Here is a 13,765-nt window from a genome sequence, read left to right as displayed (position 1 = left end):
CCGTGCCCGATCGATTGATGGTGCTGCCTTTGCTGTCGCTGGACACCCTGAGGGAGGAACATGAGCCTCGTCAAGTTTCGCAACAATCTTCCTTTTTCGGGGGTAGCGATAGAGCCCGGCACGCCTTTGTGGCAGATCGTGCCAACGCATGGTGAGGACGGACGCCCACTGGCAGATTTCATGATGCTGATCCCCGGGTTGCGCAGCCGCCCCCAGCACGCCATCAACACCACCCTAAACAATCTCCAGAAGGCGCTGGAACAGTACAGCGAAGTCGTCTTCGTCAATCTCAACCTGAAGATCAATGTGCTGTGGGTTTCGGTCAATTGCCGGCCGGGAATCATTCTGGATCTGGTCACCTCGATTCAGAGCCTGGTTCCGGAAGCATTGCTGGTTGCGCAGAAACCGGATTGATCTGGTTCGCCCTGACTACAGCTAATTTTTTGAGAAGTTAGCCGTGTCAGTTGCCGAACAAGCCCTTGAGCGACTTGAGCACGCTGCCTCCGCCCGGCACCACTGAATCCGCAGCCGCATCGGTGGCCGCATCCCTGGCGACATCTCCCATCCCGAGCATCAGATTATCGAACCCGTTCACCCGCACTTTCGCGGTCCAGATCAGCGGTTTTTTCTCGCCGGGCTTGAGCGGCGGATAAGCAAAGCCCCTGGTCGGTCCGACTGCCTCCGCCATTGCCATGGCGCCTGACGTCTTCTGAAAAATGCCGGCCGGGATCGTGCAGCTATTCTGGCTGCCCGGCAGCATCGGATTCTTGTTCCTGGCCGCCATCCAGATGACGATTTCCTTATCGCCGACTGCGCCAACGGCATTCAGGTTATAGCCTTTGGCACGGGAAAGCTGATCCCATTTCAGGGGAATCGCCGCCTTGAGATCGGAACTGCCGGACTTGAAGTTGAGCGCTTCGAGAAAATCCATATCCTTGTCCAGGGCATAGCGAATCTCCTGCTGCATGAAACTGGCCTTCACCACATGCTCGCCGACGACCGAGGCTTCGGTGGGAATTCCGGTGAAAGCGTTGTCGCCATAAGGCCACCACAACGTGCGCGGCGGCAAAGTTTCGCCAGTATCTCCTCCACCCTTGCGTTTGCGGCTCTGCTGGGCCATCGCCGCCACCTCCGGCGACAGACGGCTGCTCATGGCTTTCAGATCGATCACTTCCGGTTGCCCTTTCGGCACGGTCTCGCTGCAACCCCAATAGATCAGCATCTTGCCGTCGGCCTGCTCAGACTCCGAGCTGCCGCCACTCCCCGTGCCGCGCCGCTCGCCCTTCAGCGGCAGCGATGGGCCGATACGCATGCCTTCGGGCACGATGTGCTCGGCACTATAGCCGCCGGGAATATCCGCAGGATTAGCCAGCCGTAAATCCATCTGTTTGGAAATACTCGCCTTGCCGCCGAACATCGCCGACATCATGCCGGTGGCGCCTCCCGCACCCAGGCCTGAATAGGTGCGCAGGTTCATTTCGTAATTGACTGGCGCTGCAATCGCACCCGGAAGATAACTGGCAAATGCGGTAATCAAGGCAATGTGCAAGGCATGTTTTTTCATTTCACCCTCCAGACGAAAGCAATGTGGAAACTCCGAATTATTTTCATAGCATAGACCAGAACGCAGGATGGGTGAAGCGGAGCTGGTCTGCTGGTGCTTGGTTGCGGCTTTGTGCGCTTCGCGGATGTTTTAGGTGCCGGGGGGTAGCCCGGCGGGCTAGTCCCTTTCTTTAAACGGCCAAAGAAAGGAACCAAAGAAAGCCGCCCCTCTCCACCGCCCCTTCGGGGTTCCCTGCGTTGCTCGCCAAGCCGGGCTGCTGCGGAACTCGCGCTGCGCGCTCAAACAGTCCTCGCAGACCCCCCCCGGCTTGGCTGCGCTACTCGGCGGCGGCCCAAGGGGACAGAAAAACACACCCCATCCTCATCCTGGCCTTCCCCTTGAAGGGGAAGGAATCACAAAAAAAATCAACCACCACAACACTATCCCCTCGCCCCAACGGGGAGAGGGCTAGGGAGAGGGGGACAACGGCGAGACCTCGCCCACAAAACCCCAATCCCCTTCTGCGCCGCTTCGGTTTGCCGGCCAAATTGGGATGAAGGTGAGCACTGTCTGAGCTCCGCAGTGGGGTGCGGGGCGTGCACCCCGCTAGGGCGAGTTGCGCAGACGCCCAATTTGACCGTCAAACCGAAGGTAGCCCGCAGAGCCGGCGCGGCAGGGTGTCTTTTTGTTTGATTACTTGTATTTTGGACAAGCAAAATAAAGTAACCTGCTGCCGGGCAGCCCCCGGCATCTAAAGACCTGCGCGAAGCGCACAAAACCCAACATGCGCGCACACTTTCATATAGCCCCTGTGCTGATGTTGTCAGTAATATTGATTATTATACGGACGCAAATATTTCAAATTCATTGCACATCAACCAATTACGATGGCATTATGGGTGTCCGTATTATTAAATAAATGTCCGGACGCAAACGCGCGTAAATTAACAGTTAAGAGCCAAAAATGTTCGAATCAATTACATTTTTTAACCAAAATAAAACTGACACATCAAATCCATTGGAAATAGGTGCATTGGTTGAGTGCATGCTGTTCTATGGAGAAACGTCTGTTGTCGCAAATCAAAGCATTTTAAGACAACTGTTTACATACTTTGGAATAGACCGTGTAATTGAACTTATTGAAGAAGAACTGCTCAACATTATTTACACGGAAACGAATGTATGCGTCTTAACACGAACAATAAATGGAACTGAGTATCATGATACTGGACAGGTTTCATCACCCCAACACACATACCAAGACGAGCTTCGAAAAATATGTATTGATGTCATAGGTAAAGCTGGCAAGGGAAGAAGAACTGCACAAAGAATACAAGGCTTAATAAAAGTTAGAAATCATGAAAACATAATTTTAGAGGGCGCGAGAAAATCATTTGCTGATCAAGAATATATAAATTACTCGGCCAAGAGCATCATTCGATCCCTTATTCCTGAAAAGATTAATGTAGATGACATCATATTTCAAACAGAACAAACAGATAGTGGAATTGTAATCGCCACAAATATTAATTTTGCAGCATTAAATCAGGTTTACCATAAATACGTACCACCAACTCATTCAACAATTAACCCCGCCCTTATTTTAAGTCACACTTTAGATGTTGAAAGTGAACTCTACTTCTCTTCAAACAACCTTTCAGAAATAGCAACAAGTGGATTAAGTGCGAACCTCATATCACATAAGATTAATTATCTTTTAGAAAAGAGCATTAAAAGCTCTGAGAAACTCAAAGACTTTCAAGGTTTTGTTTTTAATGATGCCAGGTCATTAAGGGAAGCGATAAATAAGAAACAAATTGATCTGGATGATCTGATGCTAGTTCTTAAAAATGCACGAAAATTCAAAAAATGGATTATAGGTGTCGAACCTGATCAGAACCTGATCAAAAGTTATTACTCTGAAGTAACCAAAAAAACCATTGTAGACAAACTTCCTGGAAAAAGTGTTCGATGGGGCATATTCACAGGTGCAGGAATAATTGCTGATGTTTTGGTAACTGGCGGTATTGGAACAGTTGTGGGTATCGGGCTTGGCGCATTGGATACTTTCTATTTAGATAAGTTGATATCTGGATGGAGGCCGAATCAATTCATTGAAGATGAAGTAAAAGAGTTATTAAGAAATAGCCCTTAACAAATCGCTCCACGGGACGCTCTTTGCGTCGCGCTTGTGAGCTCAAACGTTCAATATGCAAACAGAAACATGGCTTTGTCATTTCAGGCTTGACATTTCTCCACCTCTCCCACGATAATCGAATCATGAAATCCCTCTCTCTCATCCAAGTCCAAGTCCGTCCAGCCACCCGCCTGCATAAGGCGTGGTGCTCTTCGTTCCGTGGCAGGGAGAGTCAGCGCTAACCAGTTTTAGTTTCTGCAGTTTTCCAAAAGGCCACGGACAATCTCCGTGGCCTTTTTGTTTTTAGTTGAGGAGTACGTAATGTCGCTGCCGCTCGCGTTCGTATCAGTGATCCTGATCTGGTCCACCACGCCGCTCGCCATCAAGTGGAGCGCGCTGGGGGTTGGGTTCAGCTTTGCGGTGTTTTCACGCATGGCGATCGGCACGCTGCTGTGCGTGCTCCTGCTTGCGGCCTTGCGTATTCGCGTCCCGCTGCACCGCAAGGCGCGGCAGGCCTATCTGGCCAGCGGGCTGAGCCTGTTCGGCGCCATGTCGCTCACCTACTGGTCGGCGCAATACGTGTCTTCCGGGCTGATCTCGGTGCTGTTCGGGCTGTCGCCGCTGATTACCAGCCTGGGCGCCGTGTTGTGGCTGGATGAGGAGGCGCTGACCGCCAACAAGATTCTCGGCATGGCGCTCGGACTAATCGGACTGGGGCTGGTATTCCAGGGTGGATTGGAACTGGGGTCGGGTGCGCTGCTGGGTATCCTGGCCCTGCTGTGTGCGGTGGCGACGCAATCGCTCGGCCTGGTGTGGATCAAGCGCATCGGGGACGACAGCCATCCGCTGGCAATGACAATGGGGACGCTGGCGGTCGGCCTGCCGCTGTTTTTTGCTGCCTGGTGGTGGACGGATGGGAGTGTGCCCGCAGCGTTGCCACAGCGGGCACTGATTGCCACCGCGTACCTCGGCGTGTTCGGCTCGGTGCTGGGCTTCATGCTGTATTTCTACATGATCAAGTACATGGAAGCGGGGCGCGTGGCGCTGATCACGCTCATCACTCCGGTTATAGCGCTGTTGCTGGGCCATGTCATGAACAACGAAGAGGTACTGCCCCAGGTCTGGTTCGGCGCTGTATTCATCCTGCTTGGGCTGGGTTTGCACCGCTGGGGCATGGGGCGGTTTGGGCATCTGTGGCAATGGGCGGGAGGGAAATAACTCACGCCGTATCTTGCACAGCACAGCATCGCGCTACTGACTTGAAGCAACCCCTTGTTCCTGACCATCGGACTCAAGCAGCTTCTGGATCACCGCCCCCGCCAGCATGTAGCCGAACAACGGCGGCATATAGCTGATAGTCCCGTTGACCGCGCGCGGACGCCCCGCCCCTTCCACCGGCTGGGGCGGCAGCGGCGCGCTGGGCTGCTCGTCGGAAAACACCGTCAACAGGCCCTTGCGGATGCCGTGGCGCTGCAGGCGCTTCCGCATCTGGCGCGCGAGCGGACACATTTCGGTCTGGCTGATGTCGGCAAGTTTGATCTTGCTCGGGTCGAGGCGATTGCCTGCCCCCATGCTAGCAACCACCTTCAGTCCACGCTTCAGGCTTTCCGCCACCAGCGCCACTTTGCACGCCAACGAATCGATCGCATCCACCACGTAATCGCAATCTCCCGGCACCAGGTCGTTGACGTTTTCGGTATTGAGGAACTGCCGGATGACTGTAATTTGGCATTCGGGATTGATGTCGCGGATGCGCGCCGCCATCAGTTCCGCCTTGGACTGGCCCACGGTGGAGAGCAAGGCAGGCAGCTGGCGATTGATATTGGAAGCCGCCACCACGTCGTGGTCGAGCAGGGTCAAACGGCCGATGCCGGCGCGCGCCAGCGCTTCAGCACAGTAGGAGCCGACGCCGCCGAGCCCGGCGACGAACACATGTTTGGATGCCAATCTGGCGATACCTTCATCGCCAATCAGGATATGGGTACGTTCAAATTGGGGTTGCAGGTTTTGCATGAGATTCCATTATTGTTGATGCGTTTCCAGCGGCTCGACATGTATCGTCACCGCGGTATTGGGCAAGGTGCGCTCGAGGGCATCCTCGATTCGGTCGCACAGAGCATGTGCCTCGTTAACCGTGCTTGCGCCCGGCACCAGCAGGTGAAAATCGATGAAACGGCGCGAACCGGATTTGCGTGTACGCAGGTCGTGAAAGGAGGTGCCACTGGGCAATAATTTACCGATCTCCGCCTCGATCTGCCCGACCTCATCGACCGGCAGGGCCGCATCCATCAGACCGCTCCAGGAACGCTTCAGCAGATGAAACCCGGCAAAAATGATATTCAGCCCCACCGCCATCGCCATCAACGGATCGAGTATCCGCCATGAGGGTGGCGCAAACATCACCACGCCCAGGCCTGCAACTACGCCCACCGAAGTCCAGACGTCGGTCATCAGGTGTTTGGCGTCCGCTTCCAGCGTGATGCTGTCGTACTGGGTTCCCACCTTGAGCATGGCTCGTGCCGTGGCAAAATTAAGCGCTGCCGCGATTAACGAAACGATCAGACCAGGGCCTAGATTTTCCAATGCAGCGGGGTGCAGAAAACGACCTACCGCCGCATAGATGATAGATCCCGCTGCCACCAGTATCAGCGCGCCTTCGGCACCGCTGGAAAAGTATTCTGCCTTGTCGTGACCGTAGGCATGATCGACATCTGCGGGACGTGAAGCAATAATCAGCGCCGCCAGGGCAATCAGGCCGGCAGCGAGGTTGACCAGTGATTCGACGGCATCGGAGAGCAGGCTAACCGAATCGGTGAGATACCAGGCTCCGAATTTCAGTCCCATCGTCGCGATCGAGGTTGCGATCGACAGATACGCCATGCGCAGGGTGGCTTCTTTCCTCACGCCAGACCTTTCAGGATTGCCTTGGCATTGGCCGTAGTCGCCTCCACTACCTCGGCAACGCTCATCCCGCGCAATTCAGCCAGAGTCTCGGCGATGCGCGGCAAATATTCTGGGCTATTGCGCGCCTTGCCGATGAACGCTGGTGGAATGTCTGGCGCATCGGTTTCGAGCACGATGCTGTCCAGCGGCAGGGTGGCGGCAAGCTCGCGCAGCTTGGTGGCACGGTCGTAAGTCATGGCACCGCCGAAGCCGAGCTTGAAGCCCAGTTTGATGAATTCTTCCGCCTGCTGGCGGCTGCCGTTGAAGGCATGGGCAATGCCACCTTTCACCTTGGCAAGGCGCAGAAATTTCAGCACCGTATCCTGCGCCCGGCGGATGTGCAGCAGCACCGGCAGATCGAATTCCCGGGCGATTTTCAGCTGCTCGGAAAAATAGAATTCCTGGCGCTCGCGGTCGTAATCCGGGACAAAAAAATCCAGGCCGATTTCACCGATAGCAACCGGGTGGTGCATAACGATCATCTCGCGCAGCGCCGTCAGATCTTCGGGCTGCGCGCTATCCACGTACATCGGATGTATGCCCAGCGCCGGGACGCAGCCGGGATAGCGCGCACATGTCGCCAGCAAGTTATCAAAACCAACTCGCTCCACGCCAGGAACCACGATTGCCTCGACCCCTGTTGCGCGGGCACGCACAGCCACCTGGTCGCGGTCGGCGTCGAATTCGGCGGCATCAAGATGGCAGTGGGTATCGATCAGCATGGCTCTATTCTAACCTCTACGACGCCAGGCTTTCTCTGCCTCGATGACGAAATAGATAATCAGCCCGACCGCCACGATCCGCACCCAATCGTCCAGGCCGATCGGCGCGCTGGCGAACAAATGGTTCATCACCGACGCATAGGTAAAAAATAGCTGCAACGCGATCATGCCAATCACGCCGAACCACAGCAAAGGATTGGAAAAAAAGCCGACATGGAAGGGCGAGTGAGTCATCGAGCGGCAGTTGAACAGGTAGAACAGCTCGCCCATCACGAACACGTTCACTGCTACGGTGCGGGCCTGCTCCAGGCTTTCACCGGTTTCAAGTTCCCACAGGAACAGGCCGTAAGCTCCGCCCAACAGCATCAGGCTGACCAGTAAAATTCGCCACATCAATTCGGTGGTCAGGATCGGCGCCGCCGGATGGCGCGGCGGGCGCTGCATGATGTTTTTGTCGATGGGCTCGAAGGCCAGCATCAGGCCCAGCACACCAGCAGTGGTCATGTTGATCCACAAAATTTGCAGCGGGGTGATCGGCAGGGTGGCGCCGAAAACGATCGCGGTCAGGATGACCAGGCCCTCGCCGAAATTGGTCGGCAGGGTCCAGGTAATGAACTTGATAAGGTTGTCGAACACCCCGCGACCTTCTTCCACCGCGGCCTCGATCGAGGCGAAATTGTCGTCGGTGAGCAGCATGTCGGCGGCCTCTTTTGCCACCTCGGTGCCGGAGAGACCCATGGCGATGCCGATGTCCGCCTGCTTCAAGGCGGGCGCATCGTTGACGCCATCGCCGGTCATCGCAACGATCTGACCTCCAGCTTGCAAGGCCTCGACCAGACGCAGCTTCTGTTCCGGCTCCACTCGGGCAAACACTGTGGTTTTCAGCACTGCGCTGCGCAGTTCGTCATCGGACAGAGCGGCGATCTGCCGGCCGGTCAGGGGGGGGTCGCCTTCCTGGCTACGCAACCCCAGATGGACCGCGATGGCAGCAGCGGTGACGGCATGGTCGCCGGTAATCATCTTTACCGCGATGCCCGCGTTGTGGCACGCCTTCACCGCCGCAATCGCCTCCGGCCGGGGCGGGTCGATCATGCCCTGCAAGCCGATGAATACCAGCCGGTCGAGATGACTATGCTTGAGCGCCTGCCCCTCTTCTGCAACGCCCTTGGCCAGCGCCAGCACACGCAGCCCGCGCGAGGCCATGGCATGCGCATGAGTCTCGATCTTCGCCGGGTCGAGCGCAACTTCACTACCCTCCGCATTGAGCATGGCAACGGCGCGCTCAAGGATCTTTTCCAGCGCCCCCTTGACGTAGATGACCTGCCCGCCATCCCGCACCTCATGAAGCGTCGCCATGTACTGGTAGCGTGAATCGAAGGGCAGCTCATCGCGGCGCGGATAATCCGCATGCATTTCGCCCAGCGCCAGACCGCCCTTTTCAGCCGCCACCAGCAAGGCGCCTTCGGTCGGATCGCCGGCAACCTCGCGGCGGCCATCGCGCTCAACCAGTGCCGCATCGTTGCACAGCACCCCGGCGAGCAGGCATTCACGCAGAACGCCCCGCGTTTCCACTCTTTCTCCGTTGTAGCTGATCTCTCCCGTTGCCGCATAACCGCTGCCGCTCACGCGAAAAATCTCGCCGCCCGCATGGATTTCCTGCACCGTCATCTGGTTCTCGGTGAGCGTGCCGGTCTTGTCGGAGCAGATCACCGTCGCGCCGCCCAGCGTTTCCACCGCCGGCAGCTTGCGAATGATGGCGCGGCGCCGCGCCATGCGCGACACGCCGATGGCCAGGGTGATGGTGATTGCCGCCGGCAGACCCTCGGGAATCGCACCCACGGCCAGCGCCACCGCAGCCATCAGCATGTCCACCGGCGGTTCGCCGCGCCAGGTGCCGACGACAAAGGTGAATGCCGCCAGGCCGAGAATCGCAACCATCATGACCGCGCTGAAATGCTTCATCTTGCGCGTCAGCGGCGTCGACAAGTCCGTGGCATGGGCGATCAGGCGCGAAATGCGGCCAGTCTCGGTGATGTCTCCGGTCGCCACCACGATCCCTGCCCCATGTCCTCTGGTGACCAGAGTGCCGGCATAGGCCATGTTGGTGCGATCAGCCAGAACCGCGTCCTTCTCGATGTGCGCAGTATGCTTCTGCACCGGCAGGGATTCTCCGGTCAGAGCTGATTCGTCAGTCATCAGTTCGCGCGCATGGAACAGGCGCAGATCAGCCGGCACCTTGTCACCGGGGGCGAGCAGCACGATATCACCGGGCACCAGCTCAGCGGCGGGCAACGGTTGCTTGATGCCATCACGCAAAGCTATGGTCGCGCTCGCCGCCATCCGCGCCAGCGCTGCAATCGCGTCCTCTGCCCTGGATTCCTGTATGAAACCGATCACCGCATTGATCAGCACCACGCCGAAGATCACGCCGGAATCCACCCATTCCTGAAGAAAAGCGGTAATCGAGGCGGCGGCAAGCAGGATATAGATCAGGGGCTGATGGAACTGGAGCAGGAAACGCAGCCAGGCCGATTTGCCCGCCTTGGGGGTAAGCAGGTTGGCGCCGAATGACTCTCTCCGCCGCCGTACTTCATCGTCATTCAGGCCATGCACCAGATCACTGTCGAGCAGCTCGGCGACCTCGTTGGACGACAGGTGATGCCAGTGCTTTTCCAGCAAGGATATGGTCGGTTTGGTCATAGATGCTTTAACTCTAAAAAAACGGTTCACCGCAGAGGCGCAGAGACGCCGAGAAAAAACCACGCAGGTACTCGGCGTCTCTGCGGTTCAAAAGCTTTCGGCTCTTAAACCAGCACTTTCAAAATCTCCCGCACCGGCTTGGGCAGCGCCGCCCCCATCGCATCGGCTAGCGTGAGCCACAGCCCGCCCGGCTCGCGCAAGCCGGGTTGCAGCGCCGTCACCTCGAATACCCGCGGCACGATACGCAGACGAAAATGGGTGAAGCTATGCTGCCGTTCAGGCAGCGGGCTGACTTCCGCGCCGGCCATACCGAAACGAGCTAGCGAATCCGTCTCCATGACCGGCGCCTCAGGCAAACTCCACATGCCGCCCCAGATGCCGGTGGGCGGCCGCTTTTCCAGGTAAACCTCGCCTTGGCGCAGCAGGACCAGCATGGCGGTTTCTTTCTGCGGCATCGGCTTGCGCGGTTTGGGTTCCGGCAGTTCTGCCACCCGCTTTTCATTGTAGGCGACACAGACGGAACCAAGAGGGCAGTCGTCACAGGAAGGCTTGCGGGTGCACACCGTGGCGCCCAGATCCATCAAAGCCTGGGTATAGATTTCAATGCCGGATTCGGGCAACAGTGCATCGGCCTGATGCCACAACCGGTTCTCCACCGCCTTGGTGCCGGGATAACCGGCGATGCCGAAACAGCGCGCCAGCACGCGCTTGACGTTGCCATCCAGAATGGCTCGGCGCTGGCCAAAGGAAAAAGCCAGTATCGCAGCAGCGGTGGAACGACCGATGCCGGGCAGGGCCACGACCCACTCAGGATCAGACGGAAAAATGCCGCCATGCTGCGCCACCACAACCTGCGCTGCACGGTGCAGGTTGCGTCCGCGGGCGTAATAACCTAGCCCGCTCCAGTGGGCGAGCACCTCATCCTGAGAGGCGGCAGCGAGGGTGGAAATATCGGGAAATCGCGCCAGAAAGCGCTGGTAATAGGGGATGACACTGCTAACCTGGGTCTGCTGCAGCATGATTTCCGACAGCCACACCGAGTAAGGATCGCGAGTCTGCTGCCAAGGCAGGCCATGCCGGCCATGATGTTTCTGCCACTCGATCAGGCGCTGTGAGAAATCCTTCATGGACTCTTGGCTTACTTGAACAGCCCCTTGAGACCGCTCTTCAGTTCTTCGCCAAGGCGCGATTTGATTTCTTCTTTCTTCTGTTCAACCTTCTGCTTCACCGCCTCAGAGGCCATGGCATTGAAATCCAGACTATATTTCAGCCCGGTGAAAGGCCCGGTGATGCGCACCGGCACGGTCATGCCCTTGAGCGCGGACAGCTCTTTGCCGCCCTGGCCCTCCAATGAAGCGACCACCGTTGCCTTGGCGAGATAATTCATCGAGCTTTCGCCGATGTTCACATCGCCATTACCGGCCAGGCGCAGCAACGGTGATTTGGCGGAAAGATCCTCGTTGTGGGCTACGCCGTTGTTAATCTGAAAACTGGCTTTCAACTCGGAGAAATCAGTCTTGTCGGCAGCATTGGCGGCCTGGGTGGACTCACCCTGAAGAGAGCCGAACTTGGCCTTGGCGTTGCGGATTGCGCCGGCGATATTGACGCCTTTCAGCGCACCGTTTTGCAGGTTGAGCGCGGCACTGCCCTGCAGCGCTTTCTTCATGGCGCTGACGGTGGTGCCCTGGCCGCTGACGTCGAGTGCTACGCTGCCGTGCCCTTCCAGCATGTCGACATTGGCCACGTCTTTCAGCATCGGGCCAACGCTGACCCCGACCAGATTCTGCTTCAGCGCCACGCGGGGCGTTCCGGCATCATGCAGGGAGATCGCGCCATTCAATGTCCCCTGGTAGAAATTCGCCGAAATCGGCGCAACATTCAGATTGCCGCCATCCGCCTTGACGTTGAGCTTGATGTTGGAGGACTTGATGTTGGCGACCTTGAGCGCGCCGATGCTGAGCCGGCCATTGGCGTTGAGATTTTTCAGGAAGCTGAAATCAAGCGGCTTCTCAGGTTGCCTGGCCTTGTCTTCTGGTCTGCCCGGCGGCAAATAGCGGTCGATGTCGAGCTGGTCGATAACAATATCGAAATCATAGGCCGGCGCATCGAAATGGCTGATGCCGAGCTTGGCCTTGAGTTTGCTTTCGTCGAGTCTGCCGGACAGGTCCAGATGCGCATCCTGCTTGTCCAGATCGATCCTGGCTACGCCACCCAGATTCACGTCAAGCGCTTTAGCCATGGCCGGGCCGCTGAGATCAAAGCTGGCCACGAGTTTGTCCAGACTGAACTGGTGCGTATCCAGGTTGGCGCTGAATGGGCTGGCGAGCCGGCTCTTGATGATGTTCTCGCCTTGCTGTCCGTTGACGTCCAAGGTGAAGGTTTCGGCTCTAAAAACGTTACCTTTGCCGGTCAGCGCAGGGACACTCAGTGCCAGATTCAGATTGCCCTTGGCCTGCGTCATCTTTGCGGTCAGATCAAGCTTGCCGGCAACACGCTCAGGCCCCAATTCGAATTTCGGCGAGGTCAGGCTAATCTCCATGCCACCGTCACCACGCTTGCCAGCCAGGGAAACCGTCAGCCCATCCAGGGTGACGGCCTTGGCCTCGATATCGAACAGCAGGCCGCTAGCCAGCGCCACCTGAGCATTGATCTTCGGCTTGTCGCCCTGCAAGGTAAATTTGAGGTCGATCTTGCCGGGCTGGTTGTTGGCCAGCCGTCCGGATTCAAATTCCAGGCCGGAAATATCCAGCTTCCGTTCGGCCATCCGGTCATCGAAAGAAAATGCTGCACGGGTGATGCTGACGCCTTTGATGTCGAACTTGAACTGCTCCGATTCTTCCTCCTCCTTCTTCAACAGGTCGTCAATGCTGGTACTGCCATCAGGGTAGCGCACCAGCCTGGCCCGGACGCCATCTATCCGGATACGATCAACGACCAGTTGCTTCTTCAGTAGCGGCAACAGCGCGAGGGAAACTCGAGCGCTGTCGATGGCAGCGAACTCCTTGTCGCTACCGTGATCGCTTAAGGAAAGCTTGCCGAGATCGGCGCCGATACGGGGGAAAAAAGTCAGCTTGATGTCACCTTCGAGCTTCAGTGTGCGCTGTTTTTTCTCCTGCACCAGCTTGACGATCAACGGCTTGTAATCGTTCGGGTTGAAGGTGGCGGCGACCAGTGCGATAAGGGCAAGGAATACGACCAGTAAGGCGCCGACGAAAATCAATCCGTATTTCAGGGTTTTGTTCATTGGCATCATCCTGAGGTGGGAATGAAGACTGGAGCGGGTGAAGGGAATCGAACCCTCGTATGCAGCTTGGGAAGCTGCCGTTCTGCCATTGAACTACACCCGCAAGAGGGCAGATTTTACGATGGTTCGGCTCATTACTCAACTGCTAGCCCGCAGGTGAGCCCCTTGTTGCCGTACCCACCTTCGAAGGCACTCGCGCTGAACAACCAGAAACAGGTCGAAAATGTCGATTTTTTTTACACTTTTCATTAGGGTTTGTCTGATAAAAAATCGCAACGTAATGATAAATATAGCCAGTCCATATTGGGTATAATTATTGCTTAGTATTTATCATAGGCTCAATTCAGGCCATGCTTTACAAATGTGATGATCTATAGGCACTGTTAATTCAGGAGGCCGAAATAGCAAAATGAAATTTTAATCTTTTCATTTTCATCAGGTTGATATAATCTCAACACATAAAAAATCAGGGTGCA

General features: G+C 56.6%; 10 protein-coding genes and 1 tRNA gene. 3 read left to right on the top strand and 8 right to left on the bottom strand.

All coding sequences use genetic code 11. The features are described 5' to 3' along the window. Positions 1-60 precede the first annotated feature (60 nt). The gene (locus tag SCD_RS02700; protein WP_009206661.1) at positions 61-414 is read left to right on the top strand and encodes a hypothetical protein; all 354 of its coding nucleotides are present in this window, start codon (positions 61-63) and stop codon (positions 412-414) included. Between the two features lie 46 nt (positions 415-460). Here the strand turns inward: SCD_RS02700 and SCD_RS02695 are convergent, their stop codons facing one another. Further along, positions 461-1,564 carry a hypothetical protein gene (locus SCD_RS02695; protein ID WP_009206662.1) on the bottom strand — a complete coding sequence of 368 codons (1,104 nt, stop codon included), beginning with the start codon at positions 1,562-1,564 and terminating at the stop codon, positions 461-463. Positions 1,565-2,507: 943 nt separating this feature from the next. Between SCD_RS02695 and SCD_RS02690 the strand changes: the two genes are divergently transcribed. Both SCD_RS02690 and SCD_RS02685 read left to right on the top strand, forming a co-directional pair. Then, positions 2,508-3,698: a hypothetical protein gene (locus tag SCD_RS02690; RefSeq protein WP_009206663.1), complete on the top strand. Its 1,191-nt coding sequence runs from the start codon at positions 2,508-2,510 to the stop codon at positions 3,696-3,698. Between the two features lie 303 nt (positions 3,699-4,001). Beyond that, positions 4,002-4,898 (top strand): DMT family transporter, encoded by an 897-nt coding sequence (locus SCD_RS02685; RefSeq protein ID WP_009206664.1) that lies wholly within the window; start codon positions 4,002-4,004, stop codon positions 4,896-4,898. A 33-nt stretch (positions 4,899-4,931) separates the two neighbouring features. Here SCD_RS02685 and SCD_RS02680 read toward each other — a convergent pair whose 3' ends face one another. The 7 genes from SCD_RS02680 to SCD_RS02650 all read right to left on the bottom strand — a co-directional run bounded on the left by SCD_RS02680 (position 4,932) and on the right by SCD_RS02650 (position 13,392). Beyond that, positions 4,932-5,693 (bottom strand): tRNA threonylcarbamoyladenosine dehydratase, encoded by a 762-nt coding sequence (locus SCD_RS02680; RefSeq protein ID WP_009206665.1) that lies wholly within the window; start codon positions 5,691-5,693, stop codon positions 4,932-4,934. 9 nt (positions 5,694-5,702) lie between these two features. Then, positions 5,703-6,584, bottom strand: a complete 882-nt coding sequence (locus tag SCD_RS02675; protein WP_021035760.1) for a cation diffusion facilitator family transporter — start codon at positions 6,582-6,584, stop codon at positions 5,703-5,705. Continuing rightward, complete coding sequence (locus tag SCD_RS02670) at positions 6,581-7,345, bottom strand: TatD family hydrolase (RefSeq protein WP_009206667.1); 765 nt, start codon at positions 7,343-7,345, stop codon at positions 6,581-6,583. Before SCD_RS02670 ends, SCD_RS02675 begins: the two co-directional genes overlap by 4 nt. 9 nt (positions 7,346-7,354) lie before the next feature. Continuing rightward, complete coding sequence (locus tag SCD_RS02665) at positions 7,355-10,045, bottom strand: cation-transporting P-type ATPase (protein WP_009206668.1); 2,691 nt, start codon at positions 10,043-10,045, stop codon at positions 7,355-7,357. 104 nt (positions 10,046-10,149) lie between these two features. Next, a complete protein-coding gene (mutY, locus tag SCD_RS02660; protein ID WP_009206669.1) occupies positions 10,150-11,172 on the bottom strand; it encodes an A/G-specific adenine glycosylase in 1,023 nt (340 codons plus the stop codon). Between the two features lie 11 nt (positions 11,173-11,183). Beyond that, positions 11,184-13,289 carry an AsmA family protein gene (locus SCD_RS02655; protein WP_009206670.1) on the bottom strand — a complete coding sequence of 702 codons (2,106 nt, stop codon included), beginning with the start codon at positions 13,287-13,289 and terminating at the stop codon, positions 11,184-11,186. A gap of 29 nt (positions 13,290-13,318) precedes the next feature. After that, a tRNA-Gly gene (locus tag SCD_RS02650) sits at positions 13,319-13,392 on the bottom strand. Positions 13,393-13,765: the final 373 nt, after the last annotated feature.

Origin of the sequence: Sulfuricella denitrificans skB26 (assembly GCF_000297055.2) — a bacterium.
Lineage (GTDB): Bacteria > Pseudomonadota > Gammaproteobacteria > Burkholderiales > Sulfuricellaceae > Sulfuricella > Sulfuricella denitrificans.
This window is presented reverse-complemented; position numbering and strand designations above follow the sequence as displayed.

Excerpts from the sequence above, each read along its gene's own strand:
- SCD_RS02695 (WP_009206662.1), bottom strand. The coding sequence starts at position 1,564 with ATGAAAAAACATGCCTTGCACATTGCCTTGATTACCGCATTTGCCAGT.
- SCD_RS02670 (WP_009206667.1), bottom strand. The coding sequence starts at position 7,345 with ATGCTGATCGATACCCACTGCCATCTTGATGCCGCCGAATTCGACGCC.
- SCD_RS02680 (WP_009206665.1), bottom strand. The coding sequence starts at position 5,693 with ATGCAAAACCTGCAACCCCAATTTGAACGTACCCATATCCTGATTGGC.
- mutY (WP_009206669.1), bottom strand. The coding sequence starts at position 11,172 with ATGAAGGATTTCTCACAGCGCCTGATCGAGTGGCAGAAACATCATGGC.
- SCD_RS02690 (WP_009206663.1), top strand. The coding sequence starts at position 2,508 with ATGTTCGAATCAATTACATTTTTTAACCAAAATAAAACTGACACATCA.
- SCD_RS02685 (WP_009206664.1), top strand. The coding sequence starts at position 4,002 with ATGTCGCTGCCGCTCGCGTTCGTATCAGTGATCCTGATCTGGTCCACC.
- SCD_RS02665 (WP_009206668.1), bottom strand. The coding sequence starts at position 10,045 with ATGACCAAACCGACCATATCCTTGCTGGAAAAGCACTGGCATCACCTG.
- SCD_RS02700 (WP_009206661.1), top strand. The coding sequence starts at position 61 with ATGAGCCTCGTCAAGTTTCGCAACAATCTTCCTTTTTCGGGGGTAGCG.
- SCD_RS02655 (WP_009206670.1), bottom strand. The coding sequence starts at position 13,289 with ATGAACAAAACCCTGAAATACGGATTGATTTTCGTCGGCGCCTTACTG.